The organism is Chryseobacterium sp. SIMBA_038 (assembly GCF_046535115.1).
Classification (GTDB): Bacteria; Bacteroidota; Bacteroidia; order Flavobacteriales; family Weeksellaceae; genus Chryseobacterium.
In genome coordinates this window covers 876,279-894,504 of the sequence record NZ_JAWRXH010000002.1, presented here as the reverse complement: position 1 = coordinate 894,504, position 18,226 = coordinate 876,279, and the positions used below count along the sequence as shown (strand labels likewise).

15 protein-coding genes and 1 riboswitch are annotated in these 18,226 nt (G+C 34.9%); of the genes, 4 read left to right on the top strand and 11 right to left on the bottom strand.

Features of this window, described 5'->3' with window-relative positions; all coding sequences use genetic code 11:
* Nucleotides 1–316: 316 nt before the first annotated feature.
* Nucleotides 317–2,584 carry an aconitate hydratase gene (locus SB689_RS10355; RefSeq protein WP_410692045.1) on the top strand — a complete coding sequence of 756 codons (2,268 nt, stop codon included), beginning with the start codon at nucleotides 317–319 and terminating at the stop codon, nucleotides 2,582–2,584.
* Between the two features lie 305 nt (nucleotides 2,585–2,889).
* Nucleotides 2,890–5,115, top strand: coding sequence for a TonB-dependent receptor domain-containing protein (locus SB689_RS10350; protein WP_410692044.1), 2,226 nt, complete (start codon nucleotides 2,890–2,892; stop codon nucleotides 5,113–5,115).
* 63 nt (nucleotides 5,116–5,178) lie between these two features.
* Here SB689_RS10350 and SB689_RS10345 read toward each other — a convergent pair whose 3' ends face one another.
* Both SB689_RS10345 and SB689_RS10340 read right to left on the bottom strand, forming a co-directional pair.
* Nucleotides 5,179–5,865 (bottom strand): LytR/AlgR family response regulator transcription factor, encoded by a 687-nt coding sequence (locus tag SB689_RS10345; RefSeq protein WP_410692043.1) that lies wholly within the window; start codon nucleotides 5,863–5,865, stop codon nucleotides 5,179–5,181.
* On the bottom strand, nucleotides 5,858–6,868 hold the full coding sequence (locus SB689_RS10340) for a sensor histidine kinase (protein WP_410692042.1): 1,011 nt from the start codon (nucleotides 6,866–6,868) through the stop codon (nucleotides 5,858–5,860). Before SB689_RS10340 ends, SB689_RS10345 begins: the two co-directional genes overlap by 8 nt.
* A 180-nt stretch (nucleotides 6,869–7,048) precedes the next feature.
* Between SB689_RS10340 and SB689_RS10335 the strand changes: the two genes are divergently transcribed.
* Nucleotides 7,049–7,888, top strand: coding sequence for a DUF5694 domain-containing protein (locus tag SB689_RS10335; RefSeq protein ID WP_410692041.1), 840 nt, complete (start codon nucleotides 7,049–7,051; stop codon nucleotides 7,886–7,888).
* 69 nt (nucleotides 7,889–7,957) lie between these two features.
* Nucleotides 7,958–10,177, top strand: coding sequence for a TonB-dependent receptor domain-containing protein (locus SB689_RS10330; RefSeq protein ID WP_410692040.1), 2,220 nt, complete (start codon nucleotides 7,958–7,960; stop codon nucleotides 10,175–10,177).
* A gap of 130 nt (nucleotides 10,178–10,307) precedes the next feature.
* On the opposite strand, the gene SB689_RS10325 is transcribed toward SB689_RS10330, so the two are convergent.
* From SB689_RS10325 to SB689_RS10285, 9 genes are all read right to left on the bottom strand, one after another.
* Complete coding sequence (locus SB689_RS10325; protein ID WP_410692039.1) at nucleotides 10,308–11,018, bottom strand: HesA/MoeB/ThiF family protein; 711 nt, start codon at nucleotides 11,016–11,018, stop codon at nucleotides 10,308–10,310.
* 130 nt (nucleotides 11,019–11,148) lie between these two features.
* On the bottom strand, nucleotides 11,149–12,267 hold the full coding sequence (gene thiH, locus SB689_RS10320) for a 2-iminoacetate synthase ThiH (protein ID WP_410692038.1): 1,119 nt from the start codon (nucleotides 12,265–12,267) through the stop codon (nucleotides 11,149–11,151).
* A 102-nt stretch (nucleotides 12,268–12,369) separates the two neighbouring features.
* Nucleotides 12,370–13,146, bottom strand: a complete 777-nt coding sequence (locus SB689_RS10315; RefSeq protein ID WP_410692037.1) for a thiazole synthase — start codon at nucleotides 13,144–13,146, stop codon at nucleotides 12,370–12,372.
* A complete protein-coding gene (locus SB689_RS10310) occupies nucleotides 13,139–13,756 on the bottom strand; it encodes a thiamine phosphate synthase (RefSeq protein WP_410692036.1) in 618 nt (205 codons plus the stop codon). Before SB689_RS10310 ends, SB689_RS10315 begins: the two co-directional genes overlap by 8 nt.
* Nucleotides 13,757–13,870: 114 nt before the next feature.
* Complete coding sequence (locus tag SB689_RS10305; RefSeq protein WP_410692035.1) at nucleotides 13,871–14,614, bottom strand: hydroxymethylpyrimidine/phosphomethylpyrimidine kinase; 744 nt, start codon at nucleotides 14,612–14,614, stop codon at nucleotides 13,871–13,873.
* Entirely contained in the window at nucleotides 14,590–15,174 is a 585-nt protein-coding gene (locus SB689_RS10300; protein ID WP_410692034.1) for a thiamine phosphate synthase, read from the bottom strand. Before SB689_RS10300 ends, SB689_RS10305 begins: the two co-directional genes overlap by 25 nt.
* Nucleotides 15,171–16,982, bottom strand: a complete 1,812-nt coding sequence (thiC, locus tag SB689_RS10295) for a phosphomethylpyrimidine synthase ThiC (RefSeq protein WP_410692033.1) — start codon at nucleotides 16,980–16,982, stop codon at nucleotides 15,171–15,173. The genes SB689_RS10300 and thiC overlap by 4 nt, the downstream gene beginning before the upstream one ends.
* Nucleotides 16,983–17,006: 24 nt before the next feature.
* Entirely contained in the window at nucleotides 17,007–17,213 is a 207-nt protein-coding gene (thiS, locus tag SB689_RS10290; RefSeq protein WP_054512752.1) for a sulfur carrier protein ThiS, read from the bottom strand.
* Nucleotides 17,214–17,277: 64 nt separating this feature from the next.
* A riboswitch (TPP riboswitch) is annotated at nucleotides 17,278–17,375 on the bottom strand.
* Nucleotides 17,376–17,547: 172 nt separating this feature from the next.
* Entirely contained in the window at nucleotides 17,548–18,225 is a 678-nt protein-coding gene (locus tag SB689_RS10285) for an RluA family pseudouridine synthase (protein WP_410692032.1), read from the bottom strand.
* Nucleotide 18,226 lies beyond the last annotated feature (1 nt).

Below are 18,226 nucleotides of genomic sequence, written 5' to 3'. Positions count from 1 at the left end.
AAATTAAGCTATAGTCGAAAGACTATTTTAACTTATATAAGAAAGATTTTAGTCCATTGGATTTAAAATCTTTCTTTTTTTATTTAGAACCTTTCCATTTAAGAGTCGTTAATATTATTTTAACCTATGTCAATGACTCAAAAATTATTTTTTCCTTAACTTGATAGGTATTAAAAATATTAATGATTCATCTTATTTATACCATTTTATAGATGGTAGGAATAGATTTTGATGAGTTTGTATTAGAGAAAATTTCCGATTTAATTTTAAATTAAAGTCCGGAAAAAATATTAGAAAAGAAAAAATTAAAACAGATATGACTTTCGACATTGACATGATCAAAAAAGTGTACGAGCGTTACCCGGAAAGAATTGCTGCGGCAAGACAAATCGTGGGAAAACCTCTTACTCTTTCAGAAAAAATCCTTTATACCCACTTATGGGAAGGTAATGCTACATCAGCACATGAAAGAGGAAACTCTTATGTAGACTTCGCACCAGACAGAGTTGCGATGCAGGATGCAACTGCACAGATGGCGCTTTTACAATTTATGCAGGCAGGAAAAGCTAAAGTGGCCGTTCCTTCAACTGCTCACGCCGATCACTTGATTCAGGCGAGAGTTGGTGCGCAGGCAGATTTACAGGAAGGTCTTAATAAGAATTCAGAAGTTTTCAATTTCTTGGGTTCTGTTTGTGATAAATATGGAATCGGTTTCTGGAAGCCGGGAGCTGGTATTATTCACCAGGTCGTATTAGAAAATTATGCATTCCCAGGAGGTATGATGATCGGAACTGACTCTCACACGGTAAACGCAGGAGGTTTAGGAATGGTTGCTATCGGAGTTGGTGGTGCAGATGCAGTAGATGTAATGGCAGGAATGGCTTGGGAGCTTAAAATGCCAAAACTAATTGGTGTTAAGTTAACAGGAAAAATGTCTGGCTGGACTTCCGCAAAAGACGTTATCTTAAAAGTAGCAGGAATCCTTACCGTAAAAGGTGGAACAGGATGTATCGTAGAATATTTCGGAGAAGGTGCTCAATCTTTATCCGCAACAGGAAAAGGGACAATTTGTAACATGGGTGCTGAAATTGGAGCTACCACTTCAACTTTCGGATACGATGATTCTATGAGAAGATATCTTGCTTCTACAGGAAGACAGGATGTTGTGGACGCTGCTGACAAAGTTGCTGAACACTTAACAGGTGATGCTGAAGTATACGCAAATCCAGAACAATATTTCGATCAGGTTATTGAAATCAACCTTTCTGAATTAGCTCCGCACCTGAACGGACCTTTCACTCCGGATTTAGCGACTCCGGTTTCTGAATTTAAAGCTAAAGCTGAAGCAAACGGATGGCCTATCGAAGTAGAATGGGCATTGATCGGTTCTTGTACCAACTCTTCTTATGAAGATCTTTCAAGAGCAGCTTCTATCGTCGAAGATGCTGTTGCAAAAGGTGTTAAGCCTAAAGCTATCTTAGGAATCAACCCTGGATCTGAGCAGGTGAAATTCACAGCGGAAAGAGATGGTTTCTTAGATTCTTTCAGAAAATTTGAAAATGCTAGAATCTTTACCAATGCTTGTGGACCTTGTATCGGACAATGGGACAGAGAAGGTTCTGAAAAAGGAGAGAAAAACTCAATCATTCACTCTTTCAACAGAAACTTTGCGAAAAGAGCAGATGGTAACCCAAATACTCACGCATTCGTTGCTTCTCCTGAAATGGTAGCTGCTATTGCAATTTCTGGAAGATTAGACTTTAACCCTATCACAGATACATTAACCAATGAATCTGGAGAACAGATAAGATTAAACGAACCTCAAGGGTTTGAATTACCTGCAAAAGGTTTCGCTGTAGATGACAACGGATATCAAGCTCCTTCTGAGGACGGATCTTCTGTTGTTGTAAAAGTAAGTCCAACTTCGGACAGACTTCAGTTGTTAGAAGAATTCCCTGCTTGGGATGGAAAAAACATTGTAGGTGCTAAAGTTTTAATTAAAGCTTTCGGAAAATGTACAACCGACCACATTTCTATGGCTGGACCATGGTTGAAATACAGAGGACATTTAGATAACATCTCAAACAACATGTTGATTGGAGCTGTAAATGCTTACAACATGGATACTAACAATGTGAAAAACCTATTAACAGGTGAACACGGCGAAGTTCCTGCTGTACAAAGAGCTTACAAAGCTGCAGGAATTCCTACAATTGTTGTTGGAGATCAAAACTACGGTGAAGGTTCTTCAAGAGAACATGCTGCTATGGAACCAAGACACCTTGGCGTAAAAGCAGTGTTGGTAAAATCATTCGCGAGAATTCACGAAACGAACCTTAAAAAACAAGGAATGTTGGGATTAACTTTCGCTAATGAAGTTGATTATGATAAAATTCAGGAAGATGACACGGTAAACTTTTTAGATTTAGATCAATTCGCTCCAGGAAAACAACTTTCTTTAGAGTTTGTACATGCAGACGGAACGAAAGACATCATTATGGCAAATCATACTTATAATGATCAACAGATTGATTGGTTTAAGGCAGGTTCTGCGCTTAATTTAATCAAGAGACAGGAAAATTAATTTTCATTAGTTTTAATGAATAGTCTTTAAAAAATCAATACAGATTAAAAAAAAGACAAAATAAATAATTAAACCAGAGCTAATTTTGTTCTGGTTTTTTGTTTTTACATACTATTTTTTACAATTTTAATTAATAATAAAAGCTTAACTCAAAATATACAAAACTGATTACCAGTACAATAAGCCAAAATAGTATATAAATGGTATACCCTTTTTTTTGTTATGGCGCGAATTTTATTTCTATTTGCATCTATAAAACTAACCGGATGTTAAACACTAAGGAATAAAATTATAAAACACAAACAATGAAAAAAACAATTTTTACCATCTCTTTTTTGAGCTCTATCATTTCTTATGCTCAAGAAAAATCTAATGATCAGATTAAAGAAAAGAAAATAGAAGGAGTTACTATCACGAAAACAAAAAAAGCGGTAGAACAAAAAGCAGATCGTACGATATTTGATTTTTCAGAACAGTCATACCTTAACAACGGAAACCTTTTAGAAGGAATTAAAAAACTTCCCGGACTTATTTCTACTGATGCTTCCGGAATCATGTACCGAGGAAAAGCGCTTGACGTTTACATTAATGGCAGACCTTTAAATATCACATCTAATGATTTGACTTCTTTCCTTGAAGGAATGCCCGCCAATTCGGTCGACAGAATTGAAGTAATTACTCAGCCTGGCGCAGAATTCCCTGCAACTTCAGGCGGCGCAATCATGAATATTATCACAAATAAGAATGCTAATAAATATTTAACAGCAACCTATTCCGGAAATTATTCATTTACCAATAATGATAAAATAAGAAGTAAAACCAATAATTCATTAAACTTAAATGCCAGAAATAAGATTTTCGGATGGCAATTGAATGTTGGTGAGAGCTACAATGAGAGTCTACAGAATAGCGAACAGGATGAATTATTAAAAACTAACAGCAACAGATTTGCGCGAGGATATTTTGCAAGATCCGGAGTAAATTTTGATCTTGGAAAAGATAAATTATTATTAAACTACGATATTTACTATAATAATAACGACACCTATACTTTAAGTAACGGCTATGGGAATCTTCCTTATAAAAATAATTTCAATGATTTGAGAGAAGCATTTTACAATTCTTCGGATGCTGCCCGTGCAAATAATTTGAGGCAGGAAGCGGTTGTTACTTATCAAAAACGCTTCAGTGACAAATCGCAAAAACTGGATTTTCAGTTTGGATATTCAGATGTAAATAATAAATTTTCTCAGGATAATTATTTTGAAAAGAATTATTTCGTCCTAACCAATGAAGAAATAAACAATGCCGGTCAAAAAGATGTTTTAAGCAACAGCTCCAACATGAGAATTGCCAACTTTAAGGTAGATTATTCTCAACCTCTCAAAATTTTTGATGGAGGAAAAGTGAGTTTCGGAGGTTTGTATGAAAAACAAAATTTTGATACCAAAAGCAGAGGTCTTACCAATTTAGAATACCAAAGACAGACGGCATCTACTTATCTGCAATTTCAGGCAAGTCTGAAAAAGTTTGACTTTATTGCAGGTACACGAGCAGAAAATTATGATATTTCGGGGATCGTAAGAACATTGGACAGCAACAATGCTATCATTGAAAGAGATTTAAGAACTTTCAACAAATTCAAGCTTTTTCCCAATGCAAGTATTCAATATAATCTAACAGACAGGATTAATTTCGCAGCGAATTATAATAAAAAAATCAATCTTCCAGGCATATCTGCGCTTAACCCCAATAATTCCATACTCGGAAACCCTAATGTTCAGATAGGCGGAAACCCTGATCTTCAACCGTCTATTTTTGATAATTACGAACTATCATTTTCGGCTTTTGATTACATTTCTGCGAGTTATAATATAAGTACCGCAAAAAATAAAACAACGCAAATTATCAGAAGAGAAGGAAACAATCTTTACTATGAACAAATAAATATCCCGAGTATGAAAATGTATAATTATAATTTATCATTTCCCATACCTCTCACCATTTTTAGTAAACCTATGAGTGAGGTCATGAAATTTGATTTTAATCCCGATAAAACCAATATTTTATACTTCTTTGCATCCTATCAAAAACATGATATTGATGATCTGAAAAATAAAGGTCTATGGATTTTTAATGTGACGGGAAATTTCATTTTACCAAAAGATATAAAGCTTAATGCAAATTACACCTATATCACGCCAAATGGAGGATTTTTCTATCTTACGGCAGAAAAACCGTTCGCTAACTCATTTGATCTAACGCTTTCTAAAAAATTCATGAATAAACGCTTAACGGTTTCTGTTTTTGCAAATGATATTTTCAATGGACAGCAAAATATGGCTATGAGCTATACTGTACCAAATGGAGGAGAAAAAGTAATAATAAAAAGCGCAAGTGACAGCAGACGATTTGGAATCTCCGTTAATTATAAAATTCCTACAAAAAATAAACTGGCAAAAGAAGACCCGAACATCTTGAACAGTATGAAAAAAGAAGAAAATGGAGATTTGATACAACGCCCCCAATAAATATGATTTTCAAAAACATATCATAAATTATCAAAAAAAGCAACTTCAATTGAAGTTGTTTTTTTATTTGAGTTTGCTTAAAAAATTTGTTCTGTAACTGTCTCCTATCGGAATTTCATGATCGGATGACAATATTATTTTTTTCGCAGCAATGCTTTTAATTTGATCTAAATTAATCATAAACGATTTATGAATACGGGCAAACGAAAACTCAGAAAGCTGTTGTTCAAGAGATTTTAAAGTATCCAAAACAATATACTCCTGATTGGCAGTTTTAATATTCACATAATCTTTGATACTTTCGATATAAAGAATGTCCTCAAAGTTGATTCTATGTTGCTGTCCGGAAGATTTCACAAAGAAATGGGAATCTGTTTTATCTTCATTAAAAGAAAACCTTTCCTGAGCTTTCAAAGCACTTTTATAAAACCGTTCAAAAGAAACAGGCTTTAAAAGATAATCAACAATATTGTGTTCGTATCCTTCCAAAGCATACTCAGAATAGGCAGTTGTTAAGATGTATTTTAATTTATCTCCAACAATTTTCATGAAATTAATTCCCGTCAATTCAGGCATTTGAATATCAAGAAAAACCAAATCTGCTTCATTATTTTGAATATAATCTAAAGCTTCAATAGGATTTTCAGAAGAAAAAACCAATTCAAAAAAAGGAATTTTCTGCACATAACTTCCTAATAGCGAAATCGCTAATGGTTCGTCATCTACAACAATGCATTTAATTTTATTCATTTCGCAAATCAATTTTTAAATCTACAACAAATTCGGTTTCAGAATCGGTGATACTCAATTCATATTTTTTTTGATATAAAATTTCCAGTCTTTTTTTCACATTATCAATCCCGATTCCTGATGTAGAATCTTTCATTCTATCTTTTTTAAAATTTAAAAGATAAAAATGTAAGATCTGGTTGTCATCAGAAAGTTTCATGTCAAATCCTTTTTCACGAAAATCTCCATGTTTAAAAGCATTCTCAACAAACGGAACTAAAATCATCGGTGAAATATTCAATTTGGGATGGTTAATATTTTTTTCAACAGTTAATAATTCAGGTTGTTTTAATCGTAATTTTTCAAGTGCTGTTAGGCTGTCAATATACCCAATTTCTTTATCTAAAGTAATCACATCTTTTTCCAGATCTTTGGTACTGTACCTCAATAACTGACTTAATTCTTCAAGCGCGGGTAACGCTTTATCAGATTTTTGGTAAACGAGAGAATAAATATTATTCAAAGAATTAAAAATAAAATGCGGATTGATTTGTGTTTTTAAGGCCTGTAATTCTGCGGTTTTTCTGGCTTCAATCAACTCTGCTTTCTCTTTTTCTACATCAACAAAGTATTTAAAAAACCAGAAAGTGGTACTGATAAAAATAGTGGTGCTGCTGTAGAAAATATTATCAAAAAAGTAAAATCCAAAATTGGTTCCTTCCCTATAATTTCTTAATCCTACTGTCGCAGGCAACAAGATCTCTTCAACAGAATATCGAACAAGAACAAAACAGGAAGCACTCAACAAAAATGCAATCACAGATTTATACCATTTGCTTGCATCAAAAAAATTGGGAGCTACCAGGAAATAGTTCACATAAAAGCAAATAAAACTTGTGAGAAAGAACGTAATATTAAGGATAATTCTCTCCGTATTAAATACAAAATAGGGAATAAGAACCGAGCCGATAGCATAAATACCCCAGAAGAAAATATGCAGATAAATAAGTTTGTTCGCTTTCATAAAGCAAAAATAGGATATCTGTTAAATTATGAGCTCTAATTTCCGATGAACGGCTGCTTTTCTCCGACGAAAATCTTTTAACCGCGATAAACAAAGGCTTCATCTAAACGCTATTTCATAGATTTTCCCGTAAATCTACCTTTGGAGTATCAAAATAAAATAACTAACAAAAAAATAATTATGAAAACATTTATCTATAGCCTACTTGTATGCTTCTCTACTTTTATTTCTGCTCAGAAAAAACCATCGGAGTATTTTAGCAATCCTAAAACCAAAGTTTTGATCGTTGGATCATTCCATTTCGATTATCCAAATCTTGATGCTCATAAAACAGACAAAAGTGATCAAGTAGATGTTCTTGCTCCCAAAACGGCCAAAGAAGTAACGGAACTTGTTGAGTACATTAAAAAGTTTAAACCTACAAAAATAGCCATCGAAGCCTGGCCAAAATGGAACGTCAATCAAAAACTAAAAGAATACAGCGAAGGAAAACACAGAGAAAAAAGAGACGAACGTTATCAGCTAGCAATGCGTATTGCCAACGAACTCAAACTTAATGAACTTTATAGTATAGATGCGTCATCTGCCTGGAACGACCTTGAAGAAAGATTTGGAAAACAAGATTCAGCCTATTTTAATAAGATTAGTCAAGACTATGATTTTCAGAGTAATGATGCGATATCGAATCAATATACAGCTTTTTTCAAGAGTACGGAACCTAAAAACTTCAAATCTATTCTGGAAAGTTTTAAATATATGAATAGCAAAGAATTTCATCAATATGAATATGGCGCTTATCTTACAGGAGATTTTAAATTGAGAGATCACGACGGCGCAGATATGCTTTCATTGTATTGGTATAACAGAAACCTGAGAATGTTCCGTAATATCCAGAGTATTCCTCACAATACCGAAGACAGAATACTTGTTATTGCCGGAAATGGTCATGCATCAGTATTAAGACAACTATTTTCTTCATCTCCGGAATTTGAATATACAGAGTTTAATAGTCTTAAATAAATAGGAGGAAGCTTTTTTGTAACAAAATTTCCTTTTCTGCGTCTAACTGAATAGTAGAAAAAAAACATTATGAAAAAAACTATATTCGTTCTGTCTGTGCTAGGCTCTATGTTTACTTATGCACAGGAGAAGACCAATAGTCAGATAAAAGAAAAGGAAATTGAAGGTGTCATACTCACCAAAACTAAAAAAGCCGTTGAACAAAAAGCAGATCGTACGATCTTCGATTTTTCTGAACAACCTCAGCTTAATAACGGAAACGTTTTAGAAGGAATTAAAAAACTTCCGGGTCTTGTTTCTACAGACATCGCAGGAATGATGTATCAAGGGAAAATTCTTGATGTTTATTTGAACGGAAGACCTCTAAATATTACATCCAATGAATTAAATTCTTTCCTTGAAGGAATGCCCGCAAACTCCGTTGACAGAATTGAAGTGATTACCCAGCCCGGTGCTGAATTCCCTGCAACTTCAGGTGGTGCGATCATGAATATTATTACGAATAAAAATGCCAATAAATATTTAACAGCAACCTATTCAGGAAATTACTCTTTTACGAATTACGATAAATTCCGAAGCAGAACAACAAATTCATTAAACCTAAATGCAAGAAATAAACTCTTCGGATGGCAGTTGAATGTTGGTCAGAATTATCGTGAAAGTATGTTGAACGGTCAACAAGACGAACTATTAACAAGTAATACAGACCGAATTGCAAGAGGATATTTTGCAAAATCAGGATTGACTTTTGATCTTGGACAAGACAGATTATTGGTAAACTACGACATATACCACAATAATAATGACAATTATACTTTAAGTAAGGGTCATGGAGATTTACCTTTTCAAAATGATCCAAAAGACTTGAGAGAAGCATTTTATAACTCTTCAGATGCTGCCCGCACTGATAATTTAAGACAGGAAGCGGTGGCAACGTATCAAAAACGTTTTGCCGATAAATCTCAGAAATTAGATTTCCAATTTGGGTATACAAGATCGGACAGTAAATTTGCTCAGGACAACTTCTCTCAAGATGGTTATTTCGCATTTGACCCCAATCAAACAACAGAAAGCAACGGTCAAAAAGATGTTCTGAATAACAAATCTGTGATGAATATTGCCAACTTCAAGGTAGATTATTCTCAGCCCATAAAGCTTCTGGATGGCGGAAAAGTAAGTTTTGGAGGTTTATATGAAAAACAGGATTATGATACAGAAAGCTTTGGAATCACCAACCTTGATTATCAAAGACAAACCGCTTCAACCTATCTTGAATTTCAGGCTAAACTGAAGAAATTTGATTTTATTTTAGGTTCAAGAGCCGAAAATTATGATATTTCCGGTATTACGCGATTTTTTGATAAAGATGGAAAGTTGACGCAAGCTGATTTAATTCCATTTAATAAATTCAAACTATTTCCGAATGCGAGTGTTCAGTATAACTTAATGAATCAGGTGTATATTGCTGCGAATTATAACAAAAAAATCAGCTTACCAAGTATATCAGCCTTAAATCCAAACAACGTAACGTTCTCTGGGCCAAGCACCGAAGTAACCGGAAATCCTAATTTACAGCCTACGATTTTTAATAATTATGAAATAAAAATCTCTGCTTTTGATTATGCATTTATTGGTTACAGCGTAAGTTCGGCAAGTAATCAGGTCGCACAAATCATTAGAAAAGACGGAAGAAAATTATTTAATGAACAGGTGAATATTTCAAGTATGAGAATTCACAATTTCAATATTGGACTTCCGATTCCGTTTATGGTTTTCAGTAAACCGTTGAGCGAAATTATGAAGTTTAATTTCAACCCTGACAAGATTAATTTCATGTATTTATACGCTGGTTATCAAAAACATGAAATTGATAATCTGAACAATAAAGGCTTCTGGATTTTAAATGCAATGGCACAGGTTATTTTGCCGAAAGACATTAAATTGACGGCAAATTACAGTTATTTAACGCCAAAAGCTGGCTATTTCTACTTTACGGCAGAAAAACCATTCAACAATTCATTCGATCTTACTTTAACGAAAAAATTCATGGATAATCGTTTGACGGTTTCTGTTTTTGCTAATGATATTTTCAACGGACAGGTGATGCAGGTTCGTTCTAATCCACCGTCTGGAACTCCGGTAGTCATTAGCAGTAAATATGATACAAGAAATTTCGGGCTTTCTATTAATTATAAAATCCCGACGAAAAATAAATTGGCAAAAGAAGACGCCAATATTCTTAATCAAACGAAAAAAGAAGATGCTGGTGTAATGCAACAGGCACAGTAATTTTTTGTTTAAACACAAATCTGCACGAATAGCACTAATATTTTATCAATAGGAACGGGCTTTAGCCCGTTTTTTTATGCAAAAAATCAAATTGGCTTTAGCCGAAACTTATTAAATATTGTTTTTAAAATTAAAAATCGACAGTTTGAAATCTCCAGTTCAAAGTATCAATTAATGTGATTTGATTGATATTTAATGGTAAATCGGTTATCAATTTTAAGGTTAAATTGGCCATCATACTTCCTACAATTCCCGGCAACGTGCCCAAAACTCCAAGGCTATCACAATCCGGAAGATCCTCATCAATAGGTGGCTCAGGAAATAAATCTCTTAAATTTTTACTTCCCTGATAATTAAAAATAGCCACCTGCCCTGAAAATCCTAAAATACTCCCGTAAACCAAAGGTTTGCCAAGTTTCACACAGACATCATTAACTAAATATCTCGTTTTGAAATTATCTGAACCATCAATGACAACATCAAATTGAGATATAATTTCTTCTGCATTGGATTCATCTAATTTCTTTTCAATTCCAATAAACTGAACATGACGATTGAGGTTGCTTACAAATTGCTCTGCACTTTTAACCTTAGAAATGCCTACCGAATTTTCATTGTGAATGATTTGTCGGTTTAAATTATGTAATTCTACCTCATCAAAATCCATTATCCCTAAAACTCCAACTCCTGCCGCTACCAAATACTGAATAACAGGACTTCCTAATCCACCTGCTCCAATCACAAGCACTTTGGTGTTCATTATTTTTCTTTGTCCATCCAATCCTATTTCTTCAATGAAGATCTGTCGGCTGTATCTTGCAAAAATATCTTCGCTTTTCATGTATGGTTATTTTTTTTAACGCAGAGAACGCAAGGTAATTTTAAAAATGATGCTGTATATTTTCGTTCGCAAGGGCATTTCATTCAGCAAATGATAGTTGTCATTAAGTCTTTGCAATTTTATTTTTTAATTAAATTCCACTGTACACAGCATCCCAGTCTTTCATCACAGGATCATAACCCGCTTGTTTAATAATGCTTCTTATTTCATTCATACTTCTTTCGTCGCTGGTTTCAAACTGTTCCAACGATTCCTGATCTACAACATATCCTCCAGGATTCGTCTTTGATCCGGCACTCATTGCCGTTGCGCCCAATGAAATGATATTATTTCTGAACTTTTCATTTTCTCTGGTCGAAATGGATATTTCCAACTCTTCATTCCAAATTCTGTAGGCACAAATTAATTGTAATAAATCTTTATCCTCCATGATGAAATTGGGTTCAATAATCCCCTCCGCAGGTCGTAATCTAGGAAATGAAACTGAAAACTTACTTTTCCAATATTGCTTTTGTAAATAATCGATGTGAAGTGCGTTGAAAAAACTGTCAACCCGCCAATCTTCCAAACCGAGCAAAACACCCAAGCCCATTTTATGGATTCCCGCCTTTCCAATTCTGTCGGGCGTTTCTAAGCGAAAATTGAAATTTGACTTCTTCCCTTTTGGATGATATTCTTTATAGACTTCCTGATGATATGTTTCCTGATATACTAAAACTGCATTCACACCTTCATCGTGAAGTTGTTGATATTCTTCCTCCGACAATGGCTGAACTTCAATAGAAATATTAGCAAAATGAGGTTTCAACAAACGAACCGCAGTCAAAAAATAATCAATTCCAACCGTTTTATTCGCTTCTCCACTTACCAGCAACACATGATTGACCTCCATTGCCTTTAATGCCATGGCTTCTATAATAAGCTCCGTACTGGAAAGCGTTTTTCTTTTAAGCGAATTATCTAAGCTGAAACCACAATAAGTGCAGATATTCTGACATTCATTACTCAAATACAATGGCGCATATAGCTGAATTGTTTTTCCGAAACGCTTTTGAGTAAGCTGCTGTGTCATCTTCGCCATCACTTCCAATTTTTGAGCAGCAACGGGCGAAAGAAAATTCAAAAAATCTTCTATTGTTTTCGTACTCTTTTCCAGACTGTTTTCAACATCAGATAAGGTTACTTTTTCTAATTTGGCTTTAATATCATCCCAGTGATAATTTTCAAAAATATCTTTAAAGCTGTTCATAATATTCGGTTTTAATCCAAATAATCATTATTTATTATTTGTAATAGGACTTCATCCTATTCTTTACTGAATCGTCCCTTTGGGACTTTTATATTCTTAGTTTCAATCAAATAAAAAAGACGTCAACGGACTTGATGCTTCGGCATGATTTCCAATCGCTCCCAATCCTGATTCATAAGCTCTTCTTCCTGCAATTACGCCTTCTTTAAAAGCCAACGCCATATTTATTGGATTTCTTACCACAGCAATCGCTGTATTCACTAAAACTGCATCAGCTCCCATTTCCATTGCTTTTGCCGCGTCGGAAGGTGCGCCAATTCCCGCATCCACTACTACCGGAACGTTGCTCTGACTGATAATTATTTCTAAAAAATCCAATGTTCTCAAGCCTTTATTGGTTCCAATCGGCGCTCCCAAAGGCATCACAACAGCCGTCCCCGCATCTTCCAAACGCTTACACAAAACCGGATCAGCATGAATGTAAGGCATCACAATAAATCCTAATTTTGCCAATTCTTCCGTTGCGTACAGTGTTTCAATCGGATCGGGTAATAAATATTTCGGATCCGGATGGATTTCCAATTTTACCCAATTAGTTTCCAAAGCTTCTCTTGCCAATTGTGCTGCCAAAACCGCTTCTTTGGCTGTTCTTGCTCCTGAAGTGTTAGGTAAAAGATGCGCTTTTGTAGATCTTAATGAACCTAACAAATCATCTTCCGAGGATTGAGAATCTATTCGTTTCAAGGCCATCGTTACCATATTGGTTTCTGAAGCGATAATTGATTCTGCCATTTCTTCAAGACTCCCGAATTTTCCTGTTCCTAAAAACAATCTCGATTCGAAGGCTCTGTCTGCTATTATTAATTGTTGATTATTCATGTAATGCGAGTTTAATTTCATGTACTGTAGCGGTTTCGTTCGTAATTAAACCTGAAACGGCAACACCATATATTCCGATTTGCTGTAGTAATTCAATGTCATTGAGAACAACTCCGCCAATCGCAAAGATTTTTGGAACTTCCAATGATTGATTTTTTAAGTCCTGAATTATATTTTCGTATCCTTCAAAACCTAAAATAGGACTGAGTTTTTCTTTCGTTGAGGTAAATCTTAATGGCCCCAAACCAATATAATCACATCCTTCATTCATTCTTTGCAAAACATCTGAAAGTGTGTTAGCAGTTCCGCCTATGATTTTATCTTTTCCTAAAACCTGTCTTGCTATTTCGATAGATTGATCGTTCAAACCTAAGTGAACACCATCTGCACCAATATCTTTTGCAATCTGAACATGATCATTGATTATACAAACCGCCTGATTATCCGAGCATAGCTTTTTTGAAATTTCACAAAGTTTGATGAATTCATTTTCAGGAGCATTTTTCCAACGGACTTGAATCCATTTCACTCCATTATCAAGAGCTTTTCGGATGTTCAGCTCCTGATCTTCTATGGTAAATCCTTGAGATATGTATTGTAATTTTTCCATTTTTCTATATTAATTTTAACGTAAAGAGCGCTAAGCTTTTTTTTAATACTAACTGTTTTTAAGTTCGCAAAGGCGTTCTACTTAGCAAAGAGCGCAAATTTTAAATACCAAACATTAAGAATGAAATCCTAGTAAAGTTGGATTACTTTTTAAAAATTTCTCGATATATAATTTTCCGTTTCGGCAGGCTTCTTCCAAATTGTTGCCTAAAGCTAAATAGCTTGCAATAGCCGAAGAAAGCACGCAGCCTGACCCATGTTTTAAGTAGAAAACAGAAGCTTTATCATTGGATTCAATAATAATTTCTTTTCCATTTTCAATTAAAACATCTGTTCCTACTTCATCTTCTCTGTGGCCTCCTTTAATAAGAACCGAACACGAACGTTCTGATTGAGAGAAAAGATGAGCTTCTTTTAAAACTTGATATTCATTGTAGTTTGGGGTGATTAAATCAATTTGTTTTAAAACATTTTCCAATTCGGAAATTGTATTCAAATCAAAAAAAGAAAACTCAGACGTACTTTTCAACACTGGATCCCAGACTATTTTTGCTTCAGAATGAATAGATTTAATTGTTGTTACTATTTCCGCAAGCATCAATGCATCTTTAACGACTCCAATTTTAGCAACCTGAACATCATACTTTTTCATTAAAACCTCAATTGATTGTATGATTTCAGATAATGGTTGCCAATTCAGGCTCAAACATTGAGATTCTGTCTGTAATGTCATTGCTGTACAAACTCCTAAACCCTGAACTTTCAATTGTTCCATTGTTTTAGTATCTGCCAATAAACCGGCTCCACCACTTGGATCATAGCCCGCAATGCTCATTACGAAAGGACGTTCTGTCTGCATTTTTTTAAAACATTTAAAGGTTCATCACTTTGCCAAATTGCACCTAACAAGGCCACTCCATCTACTCCACTTTCAAAAGCTTTGTTGATATTATTTTCATTAATCCCTCCCAAAGCAATCAGTTTTACATTAGAAAGAATTTTATTTTTAACATCATTAAAAATTGTCGAATTTTCACCGTACCCTTTTTTAGAAATACTTGGAAAAATTGGACTGATAAAAGCGTAATCCCATTCCTCACCTAATTCATTAAATGTTTCAATATCATGTACAGACGTTGAAATGATTTGATTTGTGAAAGATTCATGTACATTATTTTGTCTGTCAATTTCTCTAAAATGAAATCTTGAAATAGTAAAATTCTCCGCCAAATCATAATGACTGTGCAAAACCAACTTACTATGAAATCCTGAATTTATCTGATTAATAAAATCCGTCATTTCTTCTGAATTAATAAAAGGTTTTCTGATGTGAAGTAAATCTAATCCTTCCTGAAATAATTCATTAATCAATTCAGTTTCATTCTTCATCATTTCTTCGGGAGTGATAATAATGATCATATATAAATCTCTTTCCCTTTTTCGATGAATTCCTGTGATTTGTCAAACATTCCTTTTTCTGCAGACTCACGAATTTCCTGTGTGATTTTCATTGAGCAAAATTTTGGTCCGCACATTGAACAGAAATGGGCAATTTTTGCTCCATCCGCCGGCAATGTTTCATCATGATAAGATCGCGCTGTTTCAGGATCTAGCGAAAGATTAAACTGATCTTCCCATCTGAATTCAAACCTCGCTTTACTTAAAGCATTATCTCTGTATTGTGCTCCTGGATGCCCTTTCGCCAAATCGGCAGCATGAGCAGCTAACTTATAGGTGATTACCCCAACTTTTACATCTTCTCTATTCGGAAGTCCTAAATGTTCTTTTGGCGTCACATAACACAACATCGCACAACCAAACCAGCCAATCATTGCCGCTCCAATTCCTGAAGTAATGTGGTCATAACCTGGTGCAATATCTGTCGTTAAAGGGCCTAATGTATAAAATGGAGCTTCATCACATACTTCCAATTGCTTCTCCATATTTTCTTTGATCATGTGCATCGGAACGTGGCCGGGACCTTCAATCATCACCTGAACATTATGTCTCCAGGCAATTTTTGTGAGTTCACCCAACGTTTCCAATTCTGCAAATTGAGCTTCATCATTAGCATCGGCGATCGAACCCGGACGTAGACCGTCTCCCAAAGAAAATGCAACATCATATTTTTTCATGATCTCACAAATCTCTTCAAAATGAGTGTATAAAAAGCTTTCTTTGTGATGATACAGACACCATTTTGCCATGATGGAACCGCCTCTGGAAACAATTCCTGTTACTCGGTTGGCTGTTAAATGAATATATCTCAACAAAACGCCGGCATGAATCGTAAAGTAAGAAACACCCTGCTCCGCCTGCTCGATTAAAGTATCTTTAAAAATTTCCCAAGTCAGATCTTCAGGAACTCCTTTTACTTTTTCCAATGCCTGATAAATTGGAACCGTTCCAATCGGAACCGGACTATTTCTGATGATCCATTCTCTGGTTTCGTGGATGTTTTTTCCTGTAGATAAATCCATGATCGTATCAGCGCCCCATCGACAAGCCCAAACTGCTTTTTCGACTTCTTCTTCAATGCTTGATGTAACGGCACTGTTTCCAATATTAGCATTAATTTTAACCAAGAAATTCCTTCCGATAATCATCGGTTCACTTTCAGGATGATTAATATTATTCGGAATGATGGCTCGTCCTCTCGCAATTTCCTCCCTTACAAACTCTGGAGTAATTTTGCTTTTCGGAGTTCTTGCTCCAAAACTATTTCCGGGATGTTGAAAAGCCATATCTTTTGAAACAGTATCCAATTGCTCGATGCGCTGATTCTCTCTGATGGCGATATATTCCATTTCCGGAGTAATAATTCCCTGTCTTGCATAATACAATTGGGTAACTTCTTTTCCTTCTTTGGCAACTTTTGGTTTGTGATTGTACGAAAATCGTAAGTCAGCCAATTTTGGATCAGCCAAACGTTTTTTTCCGTATTCTGAAGTGATATTATCTAAAACATCAACATCTTCACGATCCAGAATCCATTGTTCTCTGATTCTTGGAAGACCTTTTTCAATATTAATTTCAGAACTTTCATCCGTATAAGGTCCTGATGTATCGTAAATAGTAACCGGAGGATTTTCTTCTAAAGTCCCGTTGGTTAGTTTCGTCGGACTTAAGTGTATTTCTCGCATTGCTACATTGATCGGGTGAATTTTCCCTTCAACGTAAATTTTCTTTGAGTTCGGAAACGGCGAACGTGTGATTTTATGAGCCATAAAATAATTGGGTATTTATGAGAATTAACCGCCTTGAGTAGCAGTAATGATTAAAATAGAATCGTTGTCTTTGAGAAATGTTTCCAGCCAGGCTGACTGCGGAATGATACGATTGTTGAGCGCTACGGCAATACCTTTCTTTTTTCCAGGAATTTCCATAGCTAAAAGCGCTTCCAGATTTTCGGGAAGTTCAGCAAAAGTTTTTCGGGTGTGGTTGATTGTGAGTTCCATTCCAAAGTTTTAATTAAACATTTCACTTTAGGAATGGCCATAATTGTGCATAGAAAGCACAACAAAAAGTCATCTCACTTTTCCCTACGCTGGTATGATCCAGATCAGGTTCAAAGGGTAAAGTCTCAGTCTGTTTGTCAACAGACACCCCTAAAGTATAGGACGAAGGTAGTTATTTTTTTGAAATACGCAAAATTTTTTAGTAAAGATGGAAGCGGGATGATGGAGGCAGGAAGTTTTAACACTGTGAAAAAATTTTTTTGAATTTAAATAAAAAATGGAAACCGAATCAATTCCAGCTTCCATCTTCTAATTTCCTTTCTATGTTTGAAGTTTACTCCTCACAAGCTCTCCAAATTGCATCATTCTGTGGAACAGGAGCTATGATTTCAATATTTTCTTTGGTAACGGGATGTATAAATTCTAATTTTCTTGCGTGAAGATTAATTCCGCCATCCGGATTGGAACGAGGTGCGCCGTATTTTAGATCTCCTTTAATAGGAACTCCACTTTTAGATAACTGAGCTCTGATCTGATGATGTCTTCCAGTTTCAAGATCGATTTCAAGCAAAAGATAATTATCTAACTTTTTAATAACATTATAAGTTAGAATCGCTTCTTTTGCTCCGTCTGTTACTTTTGTGAAGACGATGGCTTTATTATTTTTTTCGTTTTTCTGTAGATAATGAACCAAACGCTGACTTTGCGGAATCATTTCTTTAGCAACAACCGCCCAATACGTTTTTTTGACTTCCCTATTTTTAACCATTTGGGTTAAACGGGAAAGCGCTTTGGAAGTTTTAGCATAAATAACTAAACCCGAAGTCGGTCTGTCGATACGATGAACCAAACCGAGAAAAACATTTCCCGGTTTAGCATCTCTTATTTTTATAAAATTTTTGATTGAGTCTAATAAAGATTCATCGCCGGTTTTGTCGCCCTGTACAAGCTGTCCGACTTTTTTATTAATAACCAAAAGATGGTTGTCTTCATATACAATCTGCTCCTCCATG

Bases quoted from the DNA above. Each gene is read 5' to 3' on its own strand.
- SB689_RS10350 (WP_410692044.1), top strand. From the start codon at position 2,890: ATGAAAAAAACAATTTTTACCATCTCTTTTTTGAGCTCTATCATTTCT.
- SB689_RS10345 (WP_410692043.1), bottom strand. From the start codon at position 5,865: ATGAATAAAATTAAATGCATTGTTGTAGATGACGAACCATTAGCGATT.
- SB689_RS10300 (WP_410692034.1), bottom strand. From the start codon at position 15,174: ATGATCATTATTATCACTCCCGAAGAAATGATGAAGAATGAAACTGAA.
- thiC (WP_410692033.1), bottom strand. From the start codon at position 16,982: ATGGCTCATAAAATCACACGTTCGCCGTTTCCGAACTCAAAGAAAATT.
- SB689_RS10335 (WP_410692041.1), top strand. From the start codon at position 7,049: ATGAAAACATTTATCTATAGCCTACTTGTATGCTTCTCTACTTTTATT.
- thiS (WP_054512752.1), bottom strand. From the start codon at position 17,213: ATGGAACTCACAATCAACCACACCCGAAAAACTTTTGCTGAACTTCCC.
- SB689_RS10325 (WP_410692039.1), bottom strand. From the start codon at position 11,018: ATGAAAAGCGAAGATATTTTTGCAAGATACAGCCGACAGATCTTCATT.
- SB689_RS10355 (WP_410692045.1), top strand. From the start codon at position 317: ATGACTTTCGACATTGACATGATCAAAAAAGTGTACGAGCGTTACCCG.
- thiH (WP_410692038.1), bottom strand. From the start codon at position 12,267: ATGAACAGCTTTAAAGATATTTTTGAAAATTATCACTGGGATGATATT.
- SB689_RS10315 (WP_410692037.1), bottom strand. From the start codon at position 13,146: ATGAATAATCAACAATTAATAATAGCAGACAGAGCCTTCGAATCGAGA.
- SB689_RS10340 (WP_410692042.1), bottom strand. From the start codon at position 6,868: ATGAAAGCGAACAAACTTATTTATCTGCATATTTTCTTCTGGGGTATT.
- SB689_RS10305 (WP_410692035.1), bottom strand. From the start codon at position 14,614: ATGCAGACAGAACGTCCTTTCGTAATGAGCATTGCGGGCTATGATCCA.
- SB689_RS10285 (WP_410692032.1), bottom strand. From the start codon at position 18,225: ATGGAGGAGCAGATTGTATATGAAGACAACCATCTTTTGGTTATTAAT.
- SB689_RS10310 (WP_410692036.1), bottom strand. From the start codon at position 13,756: ATGGAAAAATTACAATACATATCTCAAGGATTTACCATAGAAGATCAG.
- SB689_RS10330 (WP_410692040.1), top strand. From the start codon at position 7,958: ATGAAAAAAACTATATTCGTTCTGTCTGTGCTAGGCTCTATGTTTACT.